This window comes from Brevibacterium aurantiacum (genome assembly GCF_900169065.1).
Taxonomy (GTDB): Bacteria; Actinomycetota; Actinomycetes; order Actinomycetales; family Brevibacteriaceae; genus Brevibacterium; species Brevibacterium aurantiacum.
Map to the genome: position 1 here is coordinate 168,106 of NZ_FXZB01000002.1, position 25,797 is coordinate 193,902.

Sequence of the window (25,797 nt, forward strand, 5' to 3'; positions counted from 1 at the left end):
CGATGTCGACCACTCCTCGAGGCACCACCGGACCACAGGGGTCGAAGCGCCGCCGCGTTCACCCTGCCTGGTGGGTAGCGGCCGTCGCCTTCCTTGCCCTGCTCGCCGCAGCAGGCTTCCGGGCAGCACCTGGCGCACTCATGATCCCGCTCCACAATGACTTCGGCTGGTCGATGAGTGTCATGTCATTGGCAGTCAGCGTCAACCTCATCCTCTACGGACTCACGGCCCCGTTCGCCGCTGCGCTCATGGATCGCTTCGGAGTTCGCCAAATCGTCGCCCTCGCGCTCTTCCTCGTCGCCGCCGGCGCCGGTGGCAGCGTCATCATGACCGCTTCGTGGCAGCTGCTCGTCTTCTGGGGCGTGCTGATCGGGCTGGGCACGGGGTCAATGGCCATGGTCTTCGCCGCAACCATTGCCAATCGCTGGTTCATCCGCCGGCGCGGACTGGTCATGGGGATGCTCACCGCCGGGTCGGCCACCGGTCAGCTCATCTTCCTGCCCCCGGTCGCCGCAATCGCCGAGTCCACCGGGTGGCGACCCGCTTCGCTGCTCATCGCCGCCGCGGCTCTCGTGGCCGTGCCGATCGTATGGTTCGTCCTGCGCGATCACCCTGAGGACCGCGGAGTCCTGCCCTACGGTGCCGATCCCGAGACCTATGTTCCCGAGGAGAAGCCGACGGGCGGAGCCGCCAAGCGCGCGTTTGCGGGGCTGGCTTTCGCGGTGCGACACCGTTCCTTCTGGGCTCTGGCGATCGCGTTCGCCATCTGCGGGGCAACGACCAACGGGCTCATCGGCATCCACTTCATCCCGTCCGCCCATGACCACGGAATGCCGTCGACAACAGCGGCGGGCCTGCTCGCCGTCGTCGGTGTCTTCGACATCGTCGGCACCGTATTCTCGGGCTGGCTTACCGACAAGTTCGACCCGCGCATCCTTCTCCTCACGTACTACACGTTCCGCGGCGTCGGGCTTCTGCTTCTGCCCTGGCTGCTCTCGGACATCGTGCACCCGTCCATGGTGCTCTTCATCGTCATCTACGGCCTCGACTGGGTCGCCACCGTTCCGCCCACCTCGGCGCTGTGTCGTGAGGTATTCGGCGAGCAGGGGACGATCGTCTTCGGCTGGGTCTTCGCGGCCCACCAGCTCGGTGCTGCGGCTGCGGCCTTCGGTGCGGGCGTCATCCGCGACGTCTTCGGCGAGTACACCTACGCCTGGTGGGGCGGTGCCGCGATGTGCGCGGTCGCTGCCGCGCTGTCGTTTGCCGTGAAACGCAGCAGGCAGTGCTCTTCCCGGACCACCATCATCGCCGAGGCGGCCCCCAGTTCCGCTTCTCGCGCTGAGAACTGAGGCCCGAGATTCGGGTCAGAGGTGGGCAAGGTGTGAGACCGACTTGCCCCAGCGGAATGCGCACGTCATTCTTCTTGTTGACCCTGTATCGCCGTTTCCTATGCTCGAGAGGACGTTCATGAGCAAGTTCGCAGTGACAAATGCCAATACCGGTGAGATCGAGGAGGAGTTCGCCTCCGTTCCCAAGGAAGAGATTCCCGGTTACATCGATCGCGCCCACGAAGCCCACCTGTCGTGGAAAGAGACTCCGCTGCATGAGCGCGCGACGATCCTGCGGAAGTTCGCTGACCTCGTCGATGCCAATGCCGACGAGATGACCGACATCATCGGCCGTGAGATGGGCAAGATCAAGAAGCAGGGACTCGGCGAGGTCGACAAGGTCGCCCGCACAGCCCGCTGGATGGCCGACAACGCCGCCACCCACCTGGCACCCACACATCTGGCTGCCGCAGGTGCGGCCAGCAGCTACGTGCGCCACCAGCCGCTTGGCGTGCTGCTGGGAATCATGCCGTGGAACTTCCCCTACAACCAGATCGCTCGCTTCGTGCTGCCCAACCTCATGGTCGGCAACTCGATCATCATGAAGCAGGCCTCCATCTGCCCGAAGTCCTCACAGTACTTCGAAGATCTCCTCACCGAGGCGGGGCTGCCCAAGGGTGTGTACCAGAACATCTACCTCGACAGCTCCCACGCCGAGGAGGTCCTCAAGGACTTCCGCGTCAAGGGCTTCTCGCTCACCGGGTCCGAGGGTGCCGGTGCCTCAGTGGCCGCCATCGCCGCCAAGTACTACAAGCGTGCCGTCCTCGAACTCGGCGGCAATGACCCCGCCGTCGTCCTCGACTCGAAGGACGTGCCGGCACTGGCCCAGAAGCTCGTCGGACTGCGCCTGGCGAACGCCGGTCAGGTCTGCACCTCACCGAAGCGCATGATCGTCGTCGATGATCTCTACGACGAGTTCCTCGCCGAGGCCGTCAAGGCCGCCGAGGCGACGAAGGTCTCGACCTTCGATGACCCGGATGTCGGCATGGGACCGGTCTCCTCCGAGGGCGCCCTCGATGAGGTTGTCGCCATGATCGACAAGGCAGTATCCGATGGTGCCACTTTGCACACCGGCGGCAAGAAGCTCGACCGTCCAGGTTGGTTCATGTCGCCTGCAGTGATCTCCGACATCGACCCGAAGTCGGACCTCGGCTGCAATGAGCTCTTCGGACCCGCAGTCATGATCTACCGAGCCAAGGACGAAGAGGATGCACTGCGTCTGGCCAATGACACCGAATACGGTCTCATGAGCTCGGTGTGGACCGATGACCTCGAAAAGGGTCAGCAGTTCGGCGCCAAGATCAACGCCGGCATGACGCTGATCAACTCCCACATGGAGTCCGGTCCCGAATACCCGTTCGGCGGCATCAACCGCTCGGGTTACGGTCGCGAGAACGCCCAGTGGGCATTCCAGGCGTTCACAAACGAACACCTGATCCGCGTTCACGCCTGAGGACCGATCCTCGAATCTGAATAGACAAAGATCCCGCCGACAGCGTCCATATCGCTGTCGGCGGGATCTTCTTTTACGAGTGCTGTCTCAATAGCTTCTCGAGTGGAGGTAAGGGGACTCGAACCCCTAACCCCCTGCTTGCAAAGCAGGTGCGCTACCAATTGCGCCATACCCCCTCAGAGCACAGGCCGATATTACCCGCTTGAACGGTGCGTGCGAAATCGGCTGTGGTCCACAAGCAACGGCAACGACCTGCGAAGACCCCTCCAGGCCCATCTACACGCGCTTGGCACCCCGACCTCGGGGCCGGTGTCGGCAATCTTCGTAAACCCCTCGTTTTCAGACAATCACCCGTGGCCCGAGCAATCACCGAAGATTCTTACGCAGGGTCGCTATATGTCGAGTCCTCGAATCGATCACCGGTGTGCCTCAGCGATTCCGATCCTGTCTGCGCCTGCCCGCCGATGGTTTCGACCTGGAGTGTCAGTGCCGCGATCGACTCCTCGAGGGCATGGATGTGGGCGACGGTGGCTGATTGGTTCTCCTCCGCATCCGTCGATACCTTCTCGACGATCCAGGAGGCCAGCGTGCCGGTGACGACGCCGAGCAGAGCAATCCCACCCAGCATGAGGCACACAGCGAGCATCCGGCCCAACCCGCTCATCGGCGCCATGTCCCCGTAGCCGACGGTGGTCACGGTGACGAAGGCCCACCAGATCGCATCGGGGAAGGAATTGATCGCCGATTCGGTTCCGCGTTCGGCGTCGAGGACGGCGAGTGCAGCGGCGTAGACGAGCAGTGCTGACGCCGAAGCGGTGTAGATGAGGATCTTCCCGCGCACAGCGGTGCCGACGGTGCGGTTGAGGATGTGCAGGACCGTGATGGCCCGCAGGACTCGCATGGGCCGCAGCAACGGCAGGGCGATGACTGCGAGATCGAAGAGATGGTGACGAAACCAGGCCCAGCGATCCTCGGCGAGCCAGAGGTTGACCACGTAGTCGATGACGAAGACGAGCCACGTGATGATGACCAAGGCCATAGCGAGTTGGGCATATGTGCCGGTGGGCGCTCCGATCACCTGCCAGCTGTAGGCACCGAGGAAGGTGAGCGCGGCGACCACGAGTGGCCATTCCATGATGTGCTGCCAGCGTTTCGAATTCACGCCGATGACTCTAGTTCAGGTCGTTGCCACAGCGCCACACGTGCAGATGGGCAGGAACCTTGGGTCAACTCATCCTCAGATTATGTGGCAGGTGTCTCCGGAACCAGGGGGACCTCCTCGGCGGGGGCGTCTTCCTGATCTTCGGGCTTCTTGATGAAGAACGACAGCACCACGGGCACCAGGGCGATGACTGCGGCCAACAGGAACGCATTGTGCGCTCCCGGCGAACCTGACTCCGCGACGGAGCGTCCTGCCGCCTCACCCGAGTGCAGGGCAGAGGAGTAGATGGAGATGAGAAGCGCGGTTCCGGCAGCTCCTGCCACCTGCTGCATGGTGTTCAGCGCCGCAGATCCGTGTGAGTACAGTTTCCGGTCCAGTGACCCCAGTGAGGCGGAGAACAGGGGTGTGAACGACCCGGCCAGCCCCAGTGACATGACCGTCTGGATGACGACGAGGACCCACGTGGGTGTGCCCACGCCGACCATGGAGTAGGCGAACATCGATGCAGCGATCATGACCGATCCTGGGACCAACAGTGTCCGTGGGCCCCGCGCATCGTAGATGCGGCCCATCACGGGAGCAAGAACGCCCATCAGGATGGATCCGGGCAGGAGGACTAGACCCGACTGGGTGGCGTTGAGCCCGGCGACGTTCTGCAGGTACAGCGGAAGCAGGGAGAAGGTACCGAACATGGCCAGCGAGACGACGGCCATGATGACGACTGCGATGACATAGTTCTTCGCGGAGAAGACGCGCAGGTCCAGCAGCGCCCGATCTTCCTTCTGCAGGATCAGCTGTCGCCAGGCGAACAGCCCCAGGAAGACGAGTCCCGCAGCGATCGCAGTCCAGGCGGAGCCGGTGGTGGAGCCGCCTGCCTGGCCCCCACCGAACTGGCTGAGACCGAAGACGATGCCGCCGAAGGCGAGGACAGAGAGCACGACTGAGACGATGTCGATCGGAGCATGGGTGCTCTCACCCAGGTTGGTCATCCACTTGGCGCCGAAGCCGAGAGCGATGAGCGCGATCGGGAGGACGATGGCGAACAGCCAACGCCATCCCAGGGAGTCGAGCACGATGCCCGACATCGTCGGACCGATTGCGGGAGCGAGCGAGATGACAAGGCCGACCCGACCCATCATCCGACCGCGCGAGTGGGCAGGGACGACATTCATGATCGTTGTCATCAGCAGGGGCATCATGATGCCGGTGCCCGCAGCCTGGACGACGCGTCCGACGAGTAGGACGGTGAAGCCCGGAGCCACGAGACAGATCAGGGTGCCAGCGGAGAACAGAATCATTGCCGCCAGGAAGATCTGACGGGTGGTGAAGCGCTGCAGGAGGAAACCGGTGGTGGGAATCACGACGGCCATGGTGAGCATGAACGCGCTGGTCAACCACTGACCGAGTTCCGGAGGGATACCGAGGGCAACGTTGAGCTCTGGGATCGCGATGGCCATCGTCGTTTCGTTGAGGATCGCAACGAAGGCAGCCACCAGAAGCAGCCAGATCACCCGCATCCCGGCAGGATCGATGGCGTCAGCCTGCGCGTCGTTGGTACGGGAGGGCGAAGTGTCGCTGGACAAAGAGGAACTCCGATCGAGTGATGTGATCAAGGGCCGAACTGGCTTCTGCAGCCATCTGCCCCGGAAGGCGAGTGCGAGTTCGGAAACTGCGAACGACATTCGCGGATGTAGCAGGCAACAATGATGAGGGCGGACTTATTCCGAACAGAGAGCGAAAAGAGACCGGAAGTGGAGAGAGTGCGGGGCACGAGGGAAGTTCTTCACAACGAAGGCTCCGGACCGATTCGGTCCGGAGCCTTCGTCATCTGGTGGAGGTAAGGGGACTCGAACCCCTAACCCCCTGCTTGCAAAGCAGGTGCGCTACCAATTGCGCCATACCCCCAAACGGGATTCACCTTCACACCGAGTCGGTGTGTTCAGACCATTCGGCTTGGGCACTGAGATTACCGTGCCGCCACCGGAAGAAAACTCCGAGTCCCACAAGCGTGAGACCACTGAGAATCCACTTCTTCATGATCCTCCTCGAAAGGATGTGGGCCTACCTGGACTTGAACCAGGGACCTCTTCGTTATCAGCGAAGCGCTCTAACCGCCTGAGCTATAGGCCCTTTTCAGGGGGTGAACCCGAAGTAAAACGATACCCAACGGGTCATTCCAACACAAATCGGCTGACAGTGACTCGCCTCACATGACCCCATAATACTCTGCGATCCTCCCCGGAACCGCCCGACGGCGGCTCGGAATTCCCAGACTGGGATTCCGAGCCGCCGCCAGGTTCTGGGAGCAGGTAGGAGCACATAGCACCGAAAGAGGCTGCCGCAGGTCTCAGTCGTCGGTCAGTGTCAGATGGAATCCACCCGCGATGAGGGATCCGATGTTGTAGATGAACGCACCGAGAGTGGACAGGGCGGTCATCAGGACGATGTTGATGACTGCGATGATGAAGCCGGCGGCCACAACTCGTCCGAAACCGAATATCCCGACGATCTTCTCGGCCGATTCCGCGCCGGCAACTTCGGAGATCGTCGTTTCCAGACCGCTCATGACGCCCGTGGCCTGGAGGACGACCCAGAGCACGACGAATGCCACGATGGTGGCGATGCCGATGGCCACAGACATGAGGAACGACATCTTCATGACCGACCATGGGTCCACCGCTGACACGGTGAGGCGAACCGTTCGCGGGCCCTTCTTCTTTTTATTGCCCTTGCCGCTGTCGACCATGTTCTTGACGCCCATTTTCACGCTGCCGGAGCTGGCGCGAATGGTGTTGGACGCTGATCCCATCGCCGAGGTGGCCGGACCACTTCCGGACGCTGAGTTCTGCGAACCGGTTGCCTGACTCGAAGGCGTCGAGCCACCGGTGGAGGTCCCGGCAGAGGGCTGCCGGCCGGAGGCCGAACCGGCTGAGGACTGACCGGCCGAGGGAGCCTTGCTGGGCTTCGGCGAGGCCTTGGGCGTAGGGGGAGCAACGACTCGGTTCCTATCGGGTGCAGTACCCGATTCACCCGAGCTTGCCGATCTATTCGAGCCCGCCGATTCGCCGGAGCCGCCCGGGTCATCGGAGCCGGAAGAATGATCAGCCTTCTCCCCGTCCTTCGACGATCCTGCTGTCAAGCGGGTGGAGCCACTGGACGTGCGTATGATCTTGCCTGAGCCTGGCTGTTTGTTCTCGCTCACTCTTCCACATCCTCGCTGCCGGTCTGAGGCTCTACGTCCTCACCTTCCGGTTCCTCAGCTTCTTCGTCAAGTTCTTCGACCACGGTCTCGGGTCCACGCGTTACAGCGATAATACGATCATTCTTGCCCGGTTTCGCGAACACCACACCCATGGTGTTGCGTCCCTTTGCCGGAACTTCATCGATATTCGACCGTACGATCTTACCGCGTTCCATGACGACGAGGACTTCTTCTCCCTCATCGACGATCAGTCCGCCCACCAAGTCTCCGCGCTGCTCCGTGATCTTGGCAACCCGGATTCCCAGGCCACCACGGCCCTGCAGACGGTATTCATCGACCGGAGTCCGCTTGGCATAGCCACCCTCTGTCACAACGAAGACGAAGGTGTCTGGCTGGATGACATCCATGGTCAGCAGCTCGTCATCGCCCTTGAACTTCATTCCGGTCACACCGCCGGTGACTCGGCCCAGGGGGCGAATCGAGTCATCGTCGGCCGCGAACCGGATCGACATTCCCTTGCGGGAAATCATCAGAAGGTGGTCCTCGGAGCTGACGATCCGTGCGGAGACCAGTTCATCCGGCTGACCCTTGTACTCACGGAGGTTGATCGCGATGACGCCGCCCGTGCGATTCGAGTCGTATTCGCTCAGACGGGTCTTCTTCACGACACCGGACTGCGTGGCCAGGATGAGGAACTCTGCTTCCTCGTAGTCGCGGATGGAGAGTACCTTGGCGATCGTCTCGCCCGGCTGCAGGGCAAGCAGGTTCGCCACGTGCTGGCCCTTGGCATCCCGTGAACCCTCGGGGAGCTCATAGGCCTTTGCGCGGTACACACGACCGGTGTTGGTGAAGAACAGCAGCCAGTTGTGTGTCGAGGTGACGAAGAACTGTTCGACGACGTCGTCGCCGCGTAGGTTTGCGCCCTTGATTCCCTTGCCACCGCGGTGCTGAGCGCGATACAGGTGGTTCTGCGTGCGCTTGGCATAGCCGCCGCGGGTGATGGTGACGACGACCTCTTCCTCCGGAATGAGGTCTTCCATCGATACATCGCCGTCGAATCCGGCCATGATCTTGGTCCGACGATCATCGCCGTAGCGTTCGACGATCTCGTCGAGTTCTTCCGACACGATCTCACGCTGCCGGGCGGGGGTTGCGAGGATGTATTTGAACTCGGCGATCTGCTGCTCGATCTTCTCGGCCTCTTCCTGGATCTTCAGGCGTTCCAGGGCCGCCAGACGACGCAGCTGCAGGTCGAGAATGGCATTGGCCTGAATCTCATCGACCTCGAGGAGGTCCATCAGTCCGGACCGAGCCTCATCGGACGAGGGAGAACGCCGGATCAGTGCGATGACCTCGTCGAGGGCGTCGAGTGCCTTGAGGTAGCCACGCAGGATGTGCGCACGTTCCTCGGCCTTGCGCAGACGGAACTCGGTGCGACGCACGATGACTTCGACCTGGTGCTTGACCCACAGACGGAGGAAGGAGTCCAGGCTGAGAGTGCGCGGCACGCTGTCGACGATCGCCAGCATGTTCGCGGAGAAGTTCTCCTGCAGCGAGGTGTGCTTGTAGAGGTTGTTGAGGACGACCTTGGCCACCGCATCGCGCTTGAGCACGATGACCAGACGCTGTCCGGTTCGTCCCGAGGACTCGTCGCGGAGATCCGCGATGCCTGCGACCTTGCCGTCCTTGACGTAGGAGGCGATCTTCGCAGCCAGGGTGTCGGGGTTGACCATGTAGGGCAGCTGAGTCACGACCAGGCAGGTGCGTCCCTGGATCTCTTCGACCTCGACGACGGCACGCTGTGTGATCGACCCGCGACCGGTGCGGTAGGTGTCTTCGATGCCCTTGCGACCCAGGATGGTTGCACCCATCGGGAAGTCCGGGCCCTTGACGATGCCGAGCAGTGCTTCGAGAGCCTCTTCCTTGCTGGCCTCGGGGTGAGACAGCAGCCACTGCGCTCCGGCGGCAACCTCACGGAGGTTGTGCGGTGGGATGTTGGTCGCCATACCGACAGCGATGCCGGACGAACCGTTGACCAGCAGGTTCGGGAACCGTGACGGCAGAACCGTCGGTTCCTGGTTACGGCCGTCGTAGTTGTCCTGAAAATCGACGGTGCCCTCTTCGATGTCCCTGACCATCTCGAGAGCCAGGGGAGCCATCTTGCACTCGGTATAACGTGGCGCAGCCGCACCATCGTCACCTGGAGAGCCGAAGTTTCCCTGTCCCGCGACCAACGGATAGCGCATGGTCCACGGCTGCACGAGTCGGACCATGGCATCGTAGATCGCCGAGTCACCGTGCGGGTGGTACTGGCCCATGACATCGCCGACGACGCGTGAGCACTTGGAGAAGTTGCGGTCCGGACGGTAACCGCCGTCGAACATCGCGTACAGCACGCGCCGGTGAACTGGTTTGAGTCCGTCACGGACGTCAGGCAGAGCACGTCCGACGATCACGCTCATCGCATAATCGAGGTACGACCTCTGCATCTCGAGATTGAGATCAACCTGTTCGACACGGTTGATTTCGGTTCCGATATCGTTTTCGTCAGCCAATGTGGGCTCTTCCCTTGTGTCTTAACCCGCGCATGAGGGCGGTGCTTGAGTTCATGAAAGTCTGTGTGACCGTCGGTTCCCGGCACAGGCCGGGAACCGACGGTGAGAATCAGATATCGAGGAAGCGAACGTCTTTCGCGTTCTCCTGGATGAAGCGTCGACGCGAGTCAACGTCATCACCCATGAGGACTGTGAAGATCTCATCCGCGACGATCCCGTCGTCGAGCGACACCTGCTTGAGCAGCCGGTGGTCGGGATCCATCGTTGTCTCCCACAGCTCCGAGTAGTTCATCTCGCCCAGACCCTTATAGCGCTGAATCGCCATGTCCTTGGGCAGGCGTTTGCCCGCCGCTCTACCGGCTTCCAGCAATCCGTCGCTTTCCTTCTCGGTGTAGGCGAACTCATGAGGAGCATTCGACCATTTGATCCGATACAGAGGAGGAGTCGCCAGATACACGTAACCGTGCTCGATGAGCGGCTTCATGTAGCGGAAGATCAGAGTCAGCAGCAGCGTCGTGATGTGCTGGCCGTCGACATCCGCGTCGGCCATGAGCACGATCTTGTGATAGCGGAGCTTCTCGAGGTCGAACTCTTCGCCGATACCGGTACCGAAAGCGGTGATCATGGCTTGGACTTCGTTGTTGCCCAGAGCTCGGTCGAGGCGGGCCTTCTCCACGTTGAGGATCTTGCCGCGCAGCGGCAGAATCGCCTGTGTGTTCGGGTTGCGGCCCTGAGTCGCCGAGCCGCCTGCCGAGTCACCCTCGACGATGAAGACTTCGGAGATCGTGGGGTCCTTGGACTGGCAGTCCTTGAGCTTGCCGGGCATGCCCGAAGACTCAAGCAGTCCCTTGCGTCGAGTGGCTTCCCGGGCTTTGCGTGCAGCCAATCTCGCCTGGGATGCCTGGAGTCCCTTGCGGACGACGTCCTTGGCCTGAGCCGGGTTGGATTCCATCCAGTGTCCGAGTTCATCGCGGACAACGCGCTGGACGAAGCCCTTGACCTCGGAGTTGCCCAGTTTCGTCTTGGTCTGACCTTCGAACTGCGGATCGCCGAGCTTGACGGAGATGACCGCGGTCAGTCCTTCACGGATGTCATCACCCGTGAGGTTCGCGTCCTTCTCCCGCAGGAGTTTCTGCTCACGAGCGTAGTTGTTGATCAGCGAGGTCAGCGCAGTGCGGAAGCCCTCTTCGTGGGTGCCGCCCTCATGGGTGTTGATGACGTTGGCATAGGTATGGACCGATTCGCTGTAGGACGTCGTCCACTGCATGGCGATTTCGAGCGACAGCGTCTCTTCGGCTTCCTCGGCCTCGAAGACGATGACGTCAGGGTGGACGAGATCGGCCTTCTTCGTCGAATTCAGGTACTGCACGTAGTCGAGCAGACCATGTTCGTAGTGGTAGGTAGCCTCACGCGGTTTGGCGTCTGTCTCTTCGTCTTCGTCGATCTGAACATTGTCGTCATCCACCTGGACGTGGCGTTCGTCCGTGAGGCTGATCTTCATGCCCTTGTTGAGGAACGCCATCTGCTGGAAGCGGGCGCGCAGGTACTCGTACGAGAAGTCGGTGGTCTCGAAGATCGTCGAGTCGGGCCAGAAGGTCACCATCGTGCCGGTCTCTGAGGTTTCAGCACCACGGGTGAGCTCACCGGTGGGGACGCCTTTCTCGAAGTTCATGTTCCAGAAGTAGCCGTCACGGCGGACTTCGACCTCAAGACGCTCGGAGAGCGCGTTGACCACTGTCGAACCCACACCGTGGAGACCGCCGGCCACGGCGTAGCCGCCTCCGCCGAACTTACCGCCGGCGTGCAGAATCGTCAGGATCACTTCGACGGTGGGTTTGCCCTCGGTGGGGTGCATCGCCACTGGCATTCCGCGCCCGTCATCGACGACTCTCACGCCACCATCGGCGAGGATCGTCACCTCGATGTGGGAGCAGTATCCGGCCATCGCCTCATCGACGGAGTTGTCGACGATTTCCTGCACCAGGTGGTGGAGACCGCGTTCCGAGGTCGAACCGATATACATGCCAGGTCGTTTGCGAACTGCTTCGAGACCCTCGAGTACCGTAATATCCCCGGCATCGTAATGGGGCAGATCCTCGGTCGTCATATGACTCCTTGTAAGGGTGGGCGCTATCAGCTTCCTATTCTACCGCGCCATGACCGGAAATGCCCGTAAGCGGCCCTTTAAGGTGCATTTCCGGATTTTCCAAGCCTCAGATGTACCCCCGGGCACGAACGGGACCGGCTATCGCCGTTTAAGGCTCTCTATCGCTTTTCAGATCTCGGCTCTAGCCGAGTCAGAATTTCACTTGCTGAAGCCCCTCCGAACACCGTCGTTCGGGTTGGCTCTGAGGCTCAGCCGTAGGTGTCGCGAGGTCCCCGGCCGGATACGCTGCGCCGGCCCTTCTTGAAGCTGCGCCCCCTAGGTCCGCGGATCTCGATCTCCGTGATCGTCTGTGAGCCGAGACCAGCCTCGAGCGCTCTGAGGATCGTCGGCTTAAGCACTCGCAGCTGAGTCGCCCAGGTCGTTGAGTCCGCGGCGATGATCAGCAGAGGAGGGGAGAAGTCGACGGGCTTGCAGTGCATCGCCACCTGTTCTCCCACCAGATCCGGCCACCGGCCCAGCACCTTGCCGATGTCGATCGACGAGGACCAACCTCGGGCGGAGATCAGCTTCCCCAGGGCCGATGAGATCGCTGCCGGATCTCGTCTGTCCTTACCTGCGCCGCTGTAGACGGCTTCACCGCGCAGTCGCGAGCGGCGACGGCTGCGAACGAACTTTGCCTCGGTCGCCTCCATCCGTCGGACCCGGTCGAGAGCCTCAAGTGAGGCCACCGGAGTTGAGGTGTCCTTCTGGATGCCGCTCATGACTGCAGACGCTCCTGCCCGATCCTTCGGCCTTCCAGCCCTTCGGGCAGATCTCCGTCCACGGCCGCGGTGATGAATACCTGTTCGGCCTCGGTGATGCGCGACGCAAGTCGGTTGCGGCGTCCGGTGTCGAGTTCGGCGAAGACATCGTCGAGGACGAGGACAGGCTGTTCGGCAGCAGATCCGGCATCGGAGCTGAGCAGGTCCCATCCGGCTAATTGCATGGCCAAGGCCAGGGACCAGGTTTCTCCATGTGAGGCGTAGCCCTTTGCCGGGTGGTCTCCGATCGTCAGCGCCAGATCGTCACGGCCGGGACCGTGCAGGGTCAGACCGCGTTCGATCTCGGTGGTGCGGCGACGTTCGAGGGCGGCCAACAGCAGCTCGCGGCATTCGGCGGCCGATTCGGCCTGCGAATAGTCGATGCGCGAATCATAGCGAGCCTGGATTCCCTGACGCTCAAGTCGAGCATCGGCGGCGATATAGGCGAAGTTCTTCTGCAGCGGCTCGACGATGTCGGCGAGGATCCGCTGCCTGCCGTAGACCAGCTCCGAAGCAGAGTCGGCGTAGGCCATGTTCCAGATGTCCAAGGTCGCCTCGAGTCCGGGGTCACGGTCCTCACGAAGACGTTTGAGCAGAGCATTGCGCTGCTTGAGAGCGCGTTCGAAGTCCGTGATCACCGAGGAATATCGAGGGTTGCGTGAGACGACCAGGGTGTCCATCCACGAACGTCGTTCAGCTGGTTCGCCGCGCACCAGGCTGAGATCCTCCGGCGCGAAGACCACACAGGAGACGAGTCCCAGAATCTCCTTCATCTTCACTGGAGAGCGGTTGACTCGTGCCCGGTTGGCGCCCTTCGACTGAATCGATACTTCCACAGTGGCGTGACGCTGATCGCGGTTGACGAGAGCAGACACGGTCGCCGTCTGCGCGGACTCGTTGACCAAAGGCGCATCGAAGGCAACTCGATGAGAACGCAGATGGGCCAGATACCCGATGGCTTCGACGATATTGGTCTTGCCGGTTCCGTTGTCGGCCACGAATGTGGTGACTCCGGGCTCGAACTCGAGGTCGAGTTCCGGATAGGACCGGTAGTTACGCAGCGAAAGTCGGGATATCCACATTCAGATACGAGTTGGCATGAGCAAGTATCGATACGATTCGTCGGCCGTCGATTCCAGATCTCTCTGTCCCGAGATGATGACGGGTTTCATCGGCTGAGTGAACGAGAAGTTCACGTACGGGCTCTCGATCGCGGCCAGACCCTCGGCGATGTAGTGCGGGTTGAAGCCCACGGTGATCGGGTCACCCTGCAGCACAGCCTCAACGGCTTCCGATGCCTGGGCATCGTCACCGGTGCCGGCGTGGAGTGTGAGCATTCCATCGCTGACCTCGAAGCGCAGCGGAGTGTTTCGCTCGGCAACGAGGGAGACACGACGAACTGCCTCACGCAGAACGCCTGTTTCGACGATCGCGTGGATCGGCACAGAATCGGGGAACAGCGACCGCACCTTCGGATATTCGCCTTCGACGAGCAGCGAGGTCGTGACTCGGCCCGCCGAGGTGAAGGAGATGAGATCCTTGCCCGCATCGTTGCTCAGGCCGATCGTGACATCTCCGCCCAAGGACTTCGACACATCGGACAGTGTCCGTCCGCGCAGAAGAGCAACGGCGGAGACATCGGGGCGACCGGGATTCCAAGTGAACTCACGGACAGCGAGCCGGTAGCGGTCGGTGGCCAGGAGTGTGACCTTCTCGCCCTCGATCTCAACGCGAACACTGGTCAGGATCGGCAGAGTGTCATCTTTCGATGTTGCGATCGTGACCTGGGAGACGGCGTTCTGGAATTCCCCGGCGGAGACCGTTCCTGAAGCGTCGGGAACCTGCGGCAGCGATGGGTATTCGCCGACCGGCATCGTCATCAGCGAGAAGCGAGATGAGCTGCAGGTGACGTCGACCTTCGAATCGATCCGCTCCAGGGTGACTTCCTGATTCGGAAGAGCTTTGGAGATGTCTGCAAGGAGTCGACCGGAGACGAGGACCGTACCGGGCGTGACCACGTCGGCCGCGATCTCCACTCGGGACGAGACTTCGTAGTCGAAGACGGAGAGCCGGACCGTGCCACCAGCCTCGGCGGTGATGAGGATGCCGGTGAGAACTGGTGCGGAGGGACGACTGGGGAGGGTCTTGGTAGCCCAAGTCACCGCATCGGCAAGGACATCGCGGTTGACTTTGAACTTCAGGGGAGATGCTTCGGCGTTCACTTTACTCCTTCGGGGTGGCCACCCGACGTACTCAAGACACTGGCTTGACGTTGCTCGGAAAACTTTACACAGCCTATCGGAAATATCAGCGTCCCGGCATTGGGCAGCCAACATCATGAACGTCGACAGACACCGACTCAAGCGAGAACTCAGGGATCTCGTATTCGAGAATCGGCTGTGACAGTGTGTTCGAATAAATGGCAGTGCTCAGAATGGGTCTCGAGCTCTCACTCGAGAGCTCCCCAACCGACCCGATGCAGTCGGTGGCGGTCACCCTCTTATTACTTCCATTCAATGAGTAGAAGTATTAGCACCTGTGGAGTTTGTGGACAACCATCGGTTACGCCCTAGTAATCAAGGCTTGGGCGATCTCCGAGGGTGTGGATCCCCTGTGTACGCTCACACATGCTTCGGTGGGCGCTTGGGTAAGCACATCCATGTAGTTCACAGCCGTCCACTCACTTCGTGGAGTTATCCACCATTCTATCCCCAGGATACGCAGTTTGTCCCCATGGTTATCCACAGATGTGTATACCGCGTTCTATAGGCGATGTTGCTGTTTAATGCGGTTTGTTAACTCGGTGACCTGAGTGTAGACCGCTCGTCGTTCGGCCATCTGAGTTCGAATCTTCTTGTTCGCATGCATCACGGTGGTGTGATCGCGACCGCCGAAGGCCTGGCCGATCTTGGGCAGCGACAGCTCCGTGAGCTCACGGCACAGATACATGGCGATCTGCCTGGCAGTGGTCAGCGTTCGCGACCGGGACGTGCCGCACAGGTCATCGAGGGTGAGGCTGAAGTAGGCAGCGGTCTGTCCCATGATGTCGGCTGCGGTGATGGCTGGGGTGTCGTCTTGGGTGATGAAGTCCTTGAGTACTGTCTCGGCCAGACTCACATCGACCTGCTGATCATTGAGGTTGGCGAAGGCCGTCACGCGAATGAGTGCGCCCTCGAGCTCGCGGATGTTCGATGAGATCCGCGAGGCGATGTATTCGAGGACGTCATTGGGAACGTCGAGCTGCTCGCCGGCGGCCTTGCGACGCAGAATCGCGAAACGGGTCTCCATATCCGGAGGCTGCACGTCAGTGAGGAGACCCCATTCGAAGCGTGAGCGCAGCCGTTCCTCAAAGCCCTTGAGCATCTTCGGCGGCTGGTCCGAGGTGATGACGACCTGTTTGACCTCATTGTGCAGAGCGTTGAAGGTATGGAAGAACTCTTCGACCGTCGCATCCTTGCCCTGCAGGAACTGGATGTCATCGATCATCAGAATGTCGACCTCGCGGTAGCGACGCTGGAACGCGGGACGCAGCGAATTCGAGGTCTTCGACGAACCGATGGTGTTGATGAAGTCGTTGACGAACTCTTCGCTCGAGACGTATTTCACTCGGATCTCAGGAAACAGCTGCGTTGCGTAGTAGCCGATCGCGTGTAAGAGGTGCGTTTTGCCCAGACCCGAATCGCCGTAGATGAACAGTGGGTTGTAGGCCTTGGCCGGTGCCTCGGCCACAGCGAAGGCCGCGGCATGTGCGAAGCGGTTGGAAGCGCCGATGACGAAGGTGTCGAAGGTGTACTTCGGGTTGAGCTGGGCGAGTCCGGGAACCTCGACCGGCGGAGTCGACTGGGCGGCGGTCGCCTCGGCGATCTTCATCTCTCGCGTCGTCCTTTCCACAGGTGCCCCATTGCTGGGTGCCGGCCCGGCGTCTTCGTACCTGGGTGACTGCGGCTGCGGGTGAGGCGCGCGGTTGTAGGGAGAGGGGATCTGCGGCTCGGACGCTGGGGCCTGCGTCGGCGCATGGCTTGGGGATCCCGTGGAATCCATCGCCGAGGTGGATGTCTCCGGATCGATTTCGATCGGTGATCCCGGTGTGGGTTCCCCGATGAGATCTTCGAACCGAATCGGTACATCGAGTTCCGGATCGACGACGAACCCGAAGGTCACCTCGAAGCCAAGAACATGGGAGAACTCCCTGGTCAGAGGACCGAGAAGTCGAGTCTCAATGGTTCTGCGCGTGTGTTCGTCGCGGACAGCGAGGAGGACCAGAGCATTGTCGACGAGAGCCTTGGGCAGCGCGAGCGAGAGGAATCCCCTCTGGTGGGCGGTCAGACTGGGGTCCTGATCCAGGGTCGAGACCACCGTCCGCCATTGGCTGATGAGCTCATTCTTGGAATTCGACACCGTCAATCTTCCTCCGTTTTCGTCGTTTGTTCTTGGCACGGTCCACACCTGTGTATGACTTCCACATAGTTTTCCACAGTTTGTGGAGAACTGACGAGTCTGCCCAGTAATCCTCCACACTGGTGGATAACCATGTGGAAAACTACACGCTTGTTACTTGTGGACGGGTGAAGATGTGCAGGGAATGAATTTCGGCAAACAGGTCGCGACAGTGACGTGAAACATTGCCATCGAGTTTGACCAGCAACTTTGACCTTCGCTAAGATGGAGTGTCCTGTGTACCGGGCTTCATCCGATTATCTTGAATATCTTTTGGCTCTTATGCACAGGAGTGCTCGGCGGTCGAGACTCGTACCGCCGTTTTTTGTGAGAACGCATTGTCGTTCGACCGCAACCTAGAAATCGGAGACTTGAAGTGAGTAAGCGTACTTTCCAGCCCAATAACCGCAAGCGCGCCAAGAAGCACGGCTTCCGTCTGCGCATGCGCACCCGTGCCGGCCGTTCGATCCTGGCCGCACGTCGTCGTAAGGGACGTGCCGAAGTTTCGGCATAAGTGTGATCACCGCGGCTCACCGGATCCGCAGCGGAGACGACTTCAGAAGAGTCTTCAAAGCTGGCGTCCGTGTGCGCTCGGCCCATTTGATGGCACACAGCCTGATTGATACTGATGATTCCCACGCTGCACGCGTGGGTTTCATCGTATCCAAGGCCGTTGGAAACGCCGTTGTTCGGAACCGAGTGAAACGTCGTCTTCGAGAGATCATGCGGGTCCGACTCGACACCCTGGACTCTGGCGCGCTGTTCGTCATCAGAGCGTTGCCCCAAGCAGCCGACGCAGAATTTGCAGAGCTCGAGTCCGAAGTCACGATGCTGATGGACAAGGCGCAGAAGAAGCTCGAGAGCCGTGGACGCCGAACATGATCTGAAGCACCCGTCGGAGGTGCCCCGCAGGCCGGCCGGATTCTGGCCCACCGCCTGGTGGCTGATCCGGATCGGACCGCGCATGCCCTTCGTGTGGTTCATCAGGGCCTATCGAACCGTGGTGTCTCCGATGTACGGGCAGGTCTGTCGGTACTATCCCAGCTGCTCGATGTACGGCTTGGAAGCGTTCGAGATACACGGAGTTCTCAAGGGAATGGTGTTAACTGGGTGGCGAATACTGCGATGCAATCCCTTTTCCCACGGCGGGGTGGACCATGTTCCCGGTTCAGCGCGCCAGGCCCGCTCAGTCTCCATGCACAACGATGAGGGCCACTGACAATACTTGACGTGTGTGCGACAGATGTTCAGCGCATCTGGCCACCGCGAGCTGCTTGGGGCCAAGGCCTCCGGCACGTGCGAAAACAGGACGATGAGTTCTGTGTCGCGAAGACCTGCGAACAATGGCAAAATGAACGATCGTGAAGATTCGTTGTAACGAGGAGTACTGAATGGACTGGATGGACAAGCTGCTCTACCCGCTGCAGTGGGTAGTTGCTTGGATCCTCGCGATCTTCCACGAGATCTTCACGGCGATCGGCCTGCCGGCCGCCAACGGTTGGACCTGGGTGCTGTCGATCGCGGGACTGACTCTCGTGATTCGTGCGGTCCTGATTCCGCTGTTCGTCTATCAGATCAAATCTCAGCGCAAGATGCAGCTGCTGCAGCCTGAGATTCAGCGCCTTCAGGCCAAGTACAAGGGCAAGAAGGACCAGTACTCGCGTCAGGCCATGGCCGAAGAGCAGATGAATCTGTTCCGCGACAACAAGACCAGCCCCTGGGCCTCGTGTCTGCCTCTCCTCGTGCAGATGCCGATCTTCTTCTCTCTCTTCCGTGTTATCCACAACATGCCCAAGGTGGCCGACGGATCGGTCGGCGCCATCGGCGGATTCACTCAGGATCTCGCGATTCAGGCAGAGCAGTCTTCGGTCTTCGGAATTTCGCTGTCGGCGGTCTTCACAAACCCGGGCATTTCCGTCAAGCTCCTCACAGGCATCCTCATCGTCATCATGGCTGGGACAATGTTCATCACTCAGAAGCAGATGATGGCGAAGAACATGTCGGAGTCCGCTATGGCGAACCCGATGATGCAGTCGCAGAAGATGCTTCTCTACGTGATGCCACTCGTCTTCGGCATCGGCGGAATCTACTTCCCACTCGGTGTCCTGTTCTACTGGCTCGTCTCGAACACCTGGACGATGTGCCAGCAGCATGTGGTCATCCGCAATATGCCAGCCCCCGGCTCCAAAGCCGAGAAGGAGATGCTGGAGCGGAAGGCCCGCAAGGGCAAGCCTGTTCAGAAGTCTGAGGTCAAGGGTGGGACCGCCACCGAAGTTGAGCAGACCCCGAACCAGAGCCGTCAGCGGCAGCAACCGGTGAGCAAGAACCGCAAGAAGAACAAGAAGCGCTGAGGAAGAACCATGACTGAAGAGAATGTCGACACGACTGTTGATGAGACCGTCGACGCGACTGCCGACGCTGGGGCCGCTGTTGACGGTACCGAGAAGGCTGCGAAGCCGACGAGAGCAGAACTCCTCGAAGAAGAGGGCGAAATCGCAGCGGACTACCTCGAAGAGCTGATGGATGTCGCTGACATCGATGGCGACATCGACATCGATGTCGGGGACGGCCGCGCACAGCTGTCGATCGTCTGCGAGGACGACGATGACTCGAATCTGCGTACCCTGGTCGGCCGCGATGGCAAGACCCTCGGTGCGCTGCAGGAACTCAGCCGACTGGCTGTGCAGACCAGTACGGGCCAGCGTTCCTGGCTCATGCTCGACATCGACGGCTTCCGAAACAATCGTCGTGATGAGCTCATCAAGAAGGCCAAGCAGGCAATCGACGATGTCAAGGAATCCGGCAACGAATTCGCTTTCAAGCCGATGAACAGCTTTGAACGCAAGATCATTCACGATCAGGTCGCCCAGGCCGGATTGGTTTCGGAGTCCGAAGGCGAGGGTGAGGGCCGGCACGTGCTTGTCCGTCCTGCCCATGACTGACCTCTCCGCCCTCGAAATCCCCCCGGCAGGCACAGAAGAGTTCTTTGGTGCCGCTTACCCAGCTGCACAGCGGTATGCGCAGCATCTGGCCACCACTGGCATCGAATGGGGACTGATCGGTCCCCGCGAGATCGACCGGCTGTGGACGAGGCACATCCTCAATTGTGCTGTTGTCGCTGAGTTCATTGATGACAGCGACGTCGTCGGTGATGTCGGCAGCGGCGCCGGCCTGCCCGGCATTCCGATTGCACTGCTTCGGCCCGAGGCACAGGTTGTGCTCATCGAGCCGATGGAGCGTCGGGTCGAATGGCTGAAGATGGTCGTCGACGACCTGGCTCTGGACAATGTGAGAATAGTCCGCGCCCGCGTTGAGGAACTCGTCGATGAGGAGATGTTCACCGTTGTGACCTCACGCGCGGTCAAAGCGATGACGACCCTCATCGAATGGACTCATGACGTGATGGGGCCTGAGGGACGCATCCTTGCTCTCAAAGGCGCTTCGGTTGAGGCCGAGCTGGCGAAGACGAAGAAGCTTTTGAAGCGGTACCGACTGTCCCAGCCGGAGATTCACATCGTCGACGGTGGAATCCTCGATGTTCCCAGCCGTGTCGTCGAGATAGTCAAGAAATAGTACGAAGTAGATTTGGTCTAGGCTGAGTATAGCTTTGTGAAACCAATGGATGATGGAGTGCGCCGAATGCCGATCATGGACGAGTCGTCTCCCATAGGTGCTGCAATCGCGCGTGATAACCGACGCGCTGATCGACTGTCCCAGGCGAGTTTTCCACGACCAGACTCTACTCGGGTCTTCACCATCGCCAACCAGAAGGGCGGCGTCGGGAAGACCACCACAGCAGTGAATATCGCTGCTGCGTTGGCGAATCAGAACCTCAATGTTCTGCTCATCGACATCGACCCGCAGGGCAACGCAAGTACAGCTCTGGGCATCGACCACTATTCCGAGGTCACCAGCATCTACGATGTCATCATCGACGACGTGCCGATGCGGGACGCGGTTGCGCAGTGCCCGGACTTCGACACACTCAAATGCGTGCCGGCGACGATTGACTTGGCCGGCGCAGAGATCGAGCTTGTTTCGTTGGTTGCCCGGGAACAGCGCCTGCAGAGGTCATTGGGCGTCTACCTCGACGAGGAGGCTGCAGCGGGAAATCGAGTCGACTACGTCATCGTTGATTGCCCGCCGAGCCTGGGGCTCCTGACAGTCAACGCATTCGTTGCTGCCAGGGAAGTCCTCATCCCGATCCAGTGTGAGTACTATGCGCTCGAGGGACTGAGCCAGCTGTTGAAGAACATCCAGCTGATCCAGAAGCATCTGAACCCCAAACTGTCGATCACGACGATCCTGCTGACGATGTACGACGGCCGAACAAACCTCAGCGCTCAGGTCGCGGACGATGTCCGCACCCATTTCCCTGAGCAGGTCCTGTCTTCGGCGATTCCACGCTCGGTACGGATCTCTGAAGCTCCGAGCTACGGTCAGACTGTCATTTCCTATGACCCCCATTCCAGTGGCGCTTTGTCCTACCGCGAAGCAGCCGAAGAAATCGCACAACGAGGAGTAAATCGTGGCTGAACGCAGGAAGCGTGGATTGGGCCGTGGACTGGGTGCTTTGATCCCGGATGCGGCGTCGAGCGATCGCCCAGTCGACGTGTTCTTCTCCGGCGGCGAGCCTGACGAGGGTAAGCAGGGCACAGAGGAACAGAAGGCAGCTCGGGCCGCTCGCACAGATCCCGCGGCCTCTATGCAGTCCTCTCGTCGCCGGAAGCCCAAAGCCGGAGCCACCACAACCTCGTCGACGGCCAAGACGGCTAAGAAGGAGACTACATCTGCGAAGCCTGCTTCCGCGAAGAGCACCTCAACATCCAAATCTTCAACGGCGAAGACCACCCCAGCGAAGAGCACAGCTGCCAACAGTGCTGCGAAGGACACTCCGGCCAAGTCCGCCTCCACGACTTCGACGAACGCGAAGAAGTCCGCTTCCTCGGCTAAGGCTCCCACGGCAAAAGGCGCAACGGGTGCAGCTTCGAAGCGCACCACAACGGGGGCTAAGACATCTGCGAGTAAGACGTCCGGTACCAAGACCTCTGGAACACCTGCGAAGGCAGCGAACAACGGTTCGGCAGCCTCTACATCCAGCGAGAAGATGTCGTCTGGCGTGAAGAGTTCCAGTACGAAGGAAGCAGCTTCGGCGGCGTCGTCTCCGGAATTAGATAACGTGCGATCGACATCTTCAGTCGAGACTTCACAGGCCCAGGAGTATGACACCAGCTATGAAGCCGCGGCACCGGTGTTTGAGACTGCGGAGCCCGATGTTGAGGCAAACTCCAGCGGTATGACGAACGAGACTGTCGATTCGGAGACGTCTCACCCGGATGACGAAGTTTCCGAGACTCACCCCGGGGTATACCGGTCGGGTCACGAAAGATTCGATGAGGCGCGTGAAGAAAGCAGCGGCTTCAGTACTCAAACTACAGATGAAGTAGATGCGACGTCGTCCACGCTTCAATCCGTTGACAACTCAGCTGTGAACGACTCGGCTACGGATGTCTCGGGCGCCGCGGATCATGATAGCCAGGATAGTGAACAAGTAGTCACAGAGAGCTCCAGTGACTCCGGTATCGAGACCCCTGGTGTAGATTCGATTCCCGATACAGAGTTCGGCGAGATCGACGTCGACCTGATTGATGCCAATCCTCGTCAGCCTCGTACATTCTTTGATGAAGACCAACTCAGCGAGCTTGTCCACAGCATTCGCGAGATTGGTGTGCTCCAGCCTGTGGTCGTTCGGCAGAAGCCCGGAGATTCAGAGCGCTTCGAACTCATTATGGGTGAGCGGCGTCTGCGGGCGACCAAGGATGCTGGCCTCTCCGCTATTCCAGCGATCATTCGGTATGTCGACGACACCGATCTGCTGCGAGATGCGCTCCTCGAGAACTTGCATCGCGCAGAACTCAATCCATTGGAAGAGGCTGCTGCATACGGTCAGCTGCTCGAGGACTTCGGTTGTACACAGGAGGAGCTCTCCGAGAGAATCGGTCGTTCACGCCCTCAGATTTCCAACACACTGCGGCTGCTCCGCCTGCCACCTCTCGTTCAGCGACGGGTTGCGGCCGGAGTTATTTCGGCGGGACATGCTCGTGCAATTCTCGGACTTCGGGAGCCAGAGCATATGGAAATTCTTGCTCAGCGCATCGTCGCAGAAGGACTCTCCGTCAGAGCTTCAGAAGAGGCAGTTGTCCTGTTAAACCGCGGTGATTCTATGAATGTTTCACGTGCAACGACGAAAGTGGCACCCCAGTTCATTGAAGTTGCCGAGAGGCTCGGGGATCGTCTGGACACAAAGGTCAACATCACCGTGGGTAAGAAGAAGGGGAAGTTGAGCGTCGAATTCGCGAACCAAGATGACCTTGACCGTATTCTTCTGCTGCTGGGTGTGGAGTCGCCGGCCGAATAGTTCTTCCCCAATTGGTTGAAGATGGGCGGGTGAGAAGGATTCTTCTCACCCGCCTTCTTTGTATTCATTTCGGTCTATGAGTCGTGCGACTCAGCTCGCTTGTATGAGCGAATGCGCGCGAATGACGGTAATGAACTGAAGGCCCCGGATATGGAGTGCCAGATTAGGGACCACTCGATCTTTCGAGCCCAAACAACAGTCTATTATCGCGCTATTCGTTCTTAGCCTCCCCTCTTTATCGTTCCTGTGGCCGTCGTCCGATGGATCCCGAGAGTTGGGGAATGCGGCAGGTCCATCGGTTACAACCGCAGCATGGTCGGCGTCGCATTTCAACGTTCGGTAGGTCGCTCTTGCCATTGTGGTTATGGGTCAGTCCGAATTCCCATCGACAGGCCGTTTCACGTGAAACAGCAAAGACGTGGCGATGCCTAGCGTCGGCGCGACTAGAGCAATCCAACGCCGTTTGGCGAGTGGGCGTCGAAAAGCACTGTGCGAGCGACTCCAGTTCTAAAGAATGGTCTAGTGGATCCATATCTCTGACGATTGTTGATACGTGATTGTCGAAATGCTGTCAGCCGAGAGCGTTAAAACCGGGCTCGCTATAGATGTTTCACGTGAAGCGCTGTTCTTCTGTTTTGTTGAGTGCAATCATTTGGCACAGACATGCGGTAGGGAAGCACACGTGGTCTATCTGGTCTTTCGGTAGTGTGACTAGGTATGGGTTAACCCTGCGAATGGACCAATCGAGAACATTCAGCTGCATATATTGGTACTAGGCGGAGGCCTAACTCCAACTGAATCAGCGTATACGTGTGAGAGTCTCTAATGATTCGGAGGCCAGCTTTAGGCCGGTCTTCCTAATGGTGTAAACGTTTCACGTGGAACATCAATTTCCAGTGGAATTGTCACGTTCGCATGATGCTCCTGTGTCTATTTGCGGCCGGTGCCTCATCTGAAGAAAAGGGATCACCAACTTCGCCCTAGTTGTCTACCAGGGTCATTCTCTTTTCTCAGCGCAGAACGAGATTCGGCGCAGCAGCACTGCTTGAGAAATCCGCACTGCCTGGTCCAATGCATATTGTTACTGAGGATCTGCATTACGCGTTCCTTCGGGATTACGATCCCTACTACCGATTCGAGTGAAGGACATGGGCCCGGAGCCCGATGTATGCGTTGTTTCACGTGGAACACATGGCTGTTCTTGCCCGTAGCCACCGGTGCAGAATCGCCCTAGATCGTCTCGGAAGTCGTCGAAAGCGATTGTTTGATTGCTATGAAGCTACGATTGTCCGCGGCGCGTTGACTGACAGTTCATGTACTTGGGGCGTTATGTTTCACGTGGAACAAGCCGATTCGAGTAAGCCGGCCTCTACGTATTCTCCACTCAAACTTGAGTTTGTTGTCTTAGAGGCTGACTGCAACATGGTCAGAATGTTCGCACAGTCACCGCGTGCGACATGCGGACTTTCGATATTCGTGACTGGATACCACTTAGAGCTGGTCCATTCAATACTTACGTTTCACGTGAAACGCTGTTATACATGTGGCTCCTCGGCCTTTTACAGGAACCCTTCTTCGCGAGTTGGAACGATTTCGTATGCACTGTGCTCGTACCGCCGGTGGCTTGCCGGCATCGGCAATCGGTGACGCCCACCGCGAGACCGATTTCAATGCTAGTAGCGGGGACTCGTGTCTATTCGTGGAGGTATATGGGTGCCATTTGAGGCATTGTCATTTACATTCGAGATTGTTTCACGTGAAACATTGCCCACTCATCGTTTTGGCACTGGTGCGGCTAGAAGCGGAAGCAGGAGGCCGTCGTTTGATCGCCACTACCCCTTTTCCGTTTTGGGAACGCCCGTGAATGGGGGGTGCTGAAGGCAACTGCCTGGGGCCGCGGTACTATCGCAGTTTCGTTTTTCCGGGAACGCTGTATTCTCGGCCGTTGTAACGAAGGTACGCGTCGCGTTTCACGTGAAACGATTACCAACCAGGCGTATCGCTCTTACCATGTTGGGCAGATAGGCGATTTGGTGTTCAAGTAGTTAATACGTGTCCGGTGTGATTGAGCTACCGAAGACTGTGCCCCTATGGCATCTGCGTAGCGATATCCTTTTTGTGACTGCGGGGTGGCTCTGTGGGATTCATAGCCATCGTGTAAACCCGCGAACTGGTAACTCTTGGGCGCCGTCGAATCGCCCGGGTTTGGCCATCTTCCTACCAGGCACACGTTTCACGTGAAACTATGCGATCGAGTTTCGGTTAGGTGTGAGTG

19 protein-coding genes and 3 tRNA genes are annotated in these 25,797 nt (G+C 59.6%); 10 read left to right on the forward strand and 12 right to left on the reverse strand.

The genetic code is table 11. The features are described 5' to 3' along the window. Positions 1 to 2 precede the first annotated feature (2 nt). On the forward strand, positions 3 to 1,349 hold the full coding sequence (locus BAUR9175_RS02370) for an MFS transporter (protein ID WP_069599112.1): 1,347 nt from the start codon (positions 3 to 5) through the stop codon (positions 1,347 to 1,349). A 118-nt stretch (positions 1,350 to 1,467) separates the two neighbouring features. Continuing rightward, complete coding sequence (locus BAUR9175_RS02375; protein ID WP_101582893.1) at positions 1,468 to 2,841, forward strand: aldehyde dehydrogenase family protein; 1,374 nt, start codon at positions 1,468 to 1,470, stop codon at positions 2,839 to 2,841. 103 nt (positions 2,842 to 2,944) lie between these two features. On the opposite strand, the gene BAUR9175_RS02380 is transcribed toward BAUR9175_RS02375, so the two are convergent. From BAUR9175_RS02380 to dnaA, 12 genes are all read right to left on the reverse strand, one after another. After that, a tRNA-Ala gene (locus BAUR9175_RS02380) sits at positions 2,945 to 3,017 on the reverse strand. Between the two features lie 203 nt (positions 3,018 to 3,220). Continuing rightward, the gene (locus tag BAUR9175_RS02385) at positions 3,221 to 4,003 is read right to left on the reverse strand and encodes a potassium channel family protein (RefSeq protein WP_205677671.1); all 783 of its coding nucleotides are present in this window, start codon (positions 4,001 to 4,003) and stop codon (positions 3,221 to 3,223) included. 80 nt (positions 4,004 to 4,083) lie between these two features. Next, positions 4,084 to 5,520: an MDR family MFS transporter gene (locus tag BAUR9175_RS02390; RefSeq protein WP_096161575.1), complete on the reverse strand. Its 1,437-nt coding sequence runs from the start codon at positions 5,518 to 5,520 to the stop codon at positions 4,084 to 4,086. Positions 5,521 to 5,832: 312 nt separating this feature from the next. After that, positions 5,833 to 5,908, reverse strand: a tRNA-Ala gene (locus BAUR9175_RS02395). A gap of 151 nt (positions 5,909 to 6,059) precedes the next feature. Then, positions 6,060 to 6,133 (reverse strand) — tRNA-Ile (locus BAUR9175_RS02400). 217 nt (positions 6,134 to 6,350) lie between these two features. Beyond that, positions 6,351 to 7,205 carry a DUF3566 domain-containing protein gene (locus tag BAUR9175_RS19600; RefSeq protein ID WP_233430336.1) on the reverse strand — a complete coding sequence of 285 codons (855 nt, stop codon included), beginning with the start codon at positions 7,203 to 7,205 and terminating at the stop codon, positions 6,351 to 6,353. Next, positions 7,202 to 9,760, reverse strand: a complete 2,559-nt coding sequence (gene gyrA, locus BAUR9175_RS02410; protein WP_101582859.1) for a DNA gyrase subunit A — start codon at positions 9,758 to 9,760, stop codon at positions 7,202 to 7,204. Before gyrA ends, BAUR9175_RS19600 begins: the two co-directional genes overlap by 4 nt. A 109-nt stretch (positions 9,761 to 9,869) precedes the next feature. Continuing rightward, the gene (gyrB, locus tag BAUR9175_RS02415) at positions 9,870 to 11,867 is read right to left on the reverse strand and encodes a DNA topoisomerase (ATP-hydrolyzing) subunit B (protein WP_069599103.1); all 1,998 of its coding nucleotides are present in this window, start codon (positions 11,865 to 11,867) and stop codon (positions 9,870 to 9,872) included. A gap of 248 nt (positions 11,868 to 12,115) precedes the next feature. Beyond that, entirely contained in the window at positions 12,116 to 12,628 is a 513-nt protein-coding gene (locus tag BAUR9175_RS02420) for a DciA family protein (RefSeq protein WP_009882739.1), read from the reverse strand. After that, positions 12,625 to 13,749 carry a DNA replication/repair protein RecF gene (gene recF / locus BAUR9175_RS02425; protein ID WP_009882740.1) on the reverse strand — a complete coding sequence of 375 codons (1,125 nt, stop codon included), beginning with the start codon at positions 13,747 to 13,749 and terminating at the stop codon, positions 12,625 to 12,627. Before recF ends, BAUR9175_RS02420 begins: the two co-directional genes overlap by 4 nt. Further along, positions 13,750 to 14,889 (reverse strand): DNA polymerase III subunit beta, encoded by a 1,140-nt coding sequence (dnaN, locus tag BAUR9175_RS02430; RefSeq protein ID WP_180959195.1) that lies wholly within the window; start codon positions 14,887 to 14,889, stop codon positions 13,750 to 13,752. Positions 14,890 to 15,430: 541 nt separating this feature from the next. Continuing rightward, entirely contained in the window at positions 15,431 to 17,065 is a 1,635-nt protein-coding gene (gene dnaA, locus BAUR9175_RS02440) for a chromosomal replication initiator protein DnaA (RefSeq protein WP_069599102.1), read from the reverse strand. Between the two features lie 415 nt (positions 17,066 to 17,480). Here dnaA and rpmH point away from each other — a divergent pair, with 415 nt between their 5' ends. The 8 genes from rpmH (at position 17,481) to BAUR9175_RS19605 (ending at position 23,522) form a co-directional block, all read left to right on the forward strand. Further along, a complete protein-coding gene (gene rpmH / locus BAUR9175_RS02445) occupies positions 17,481 to 17,618 on the forward strand; it encodes a 50S ribosomal protein L34 (protein WP_009882743.1) in 138 nt (45 codons plus the stop codon). 2 nt (positions 17,619 to 17,620) lie between these two features. Further along, positions 17,621 to 17,986, forward strand: coding sequence for a ribonuclease P protein component (gene rnpA / locus BAUR9175_RS02450; RefSeq protein WP_009882744.1), 366 nt, complete (start codon positions 17,621 to 17,623; stop codon positions 17,984 to 17,986). Positions 17,987 to 18,068: 82 nt separating this feature from the next. Beyond that, positions 18,069 to 18,323 (forward strand): membrane protein insertion efficiency factor YidD, encoded by a 255-nt coding sequence (gene yidD / locus BAUR9175_RS02455; protein WP_226823932.1) that lies wholly within the window; start codon positions 18,069 to 18,071, stop codon positions 18,321 to 18,323. Between the two features lie 172 nt (positions 18,324 to 18,495). Further along, complete coding sequence (gene yidC, locus BAUR9175_RS02460; protein ID WP_101582860.1) at positions 18,496 to 19,455, forward strand: membrane protein insertase YidC; 960 nt, start codon at positions 18,496 to 18,498, stop codon at positions 19,453 to 19,455. Between the two features lie 9 nt (positions 19,456 to 19,464). Continuing rightward, complete coding sequence (locus BAUR9175_RS02465; protein WP_096146174.1) at positions 19,465 to 20,046, forward strand: Jag family protein; 582 nt, start codon at positions 19,465 to 19,467, stop codon at positions 20,044 to 20,046. Continuing rightward, entirely contained in the window at positions 20,039 to 20,677 is a 639-nt protein-coding gene (gene rsmG, locus BAUR9175_RS02470; protein ID WP_226829955.1) for a 16S rRNA (guanine(527)-N(7))-methyltransferase RsmG, read from the forward strand. The genes BAUR9175_RS02465 and rsmG overlap by 8 nt, the downstream gene beginning before the upstream one ends. 66 nt (positions 20,678 to 20,743) lie before the next feature. Further along, on the forward strand, positions 20,744 to 21,640 hold the full coding sequence (locus tag BAUR9175_RS02475; protein ID WP_009882749.1) for a ParA family protein: 897 nt from the start codon (positions 20,744 to 20,746) through the stop codon (positions 21,638 to 21,640). A gap of 760 nt (positions 21,641 to 22,400) precedes the next feature. Then, entirely contained in the window at positions 22,401 to 23,522 is a 1,122-nt protein-coding gene (locus tag BAUR9175_RS19605) for a ParB/RepB/Spo0J family partition protein (protein WP_226829954.1), read from the forward strand. The last annotated feature ends 2,275 nt before the right edge of the window (positions 23,523 to 25,797 follow it).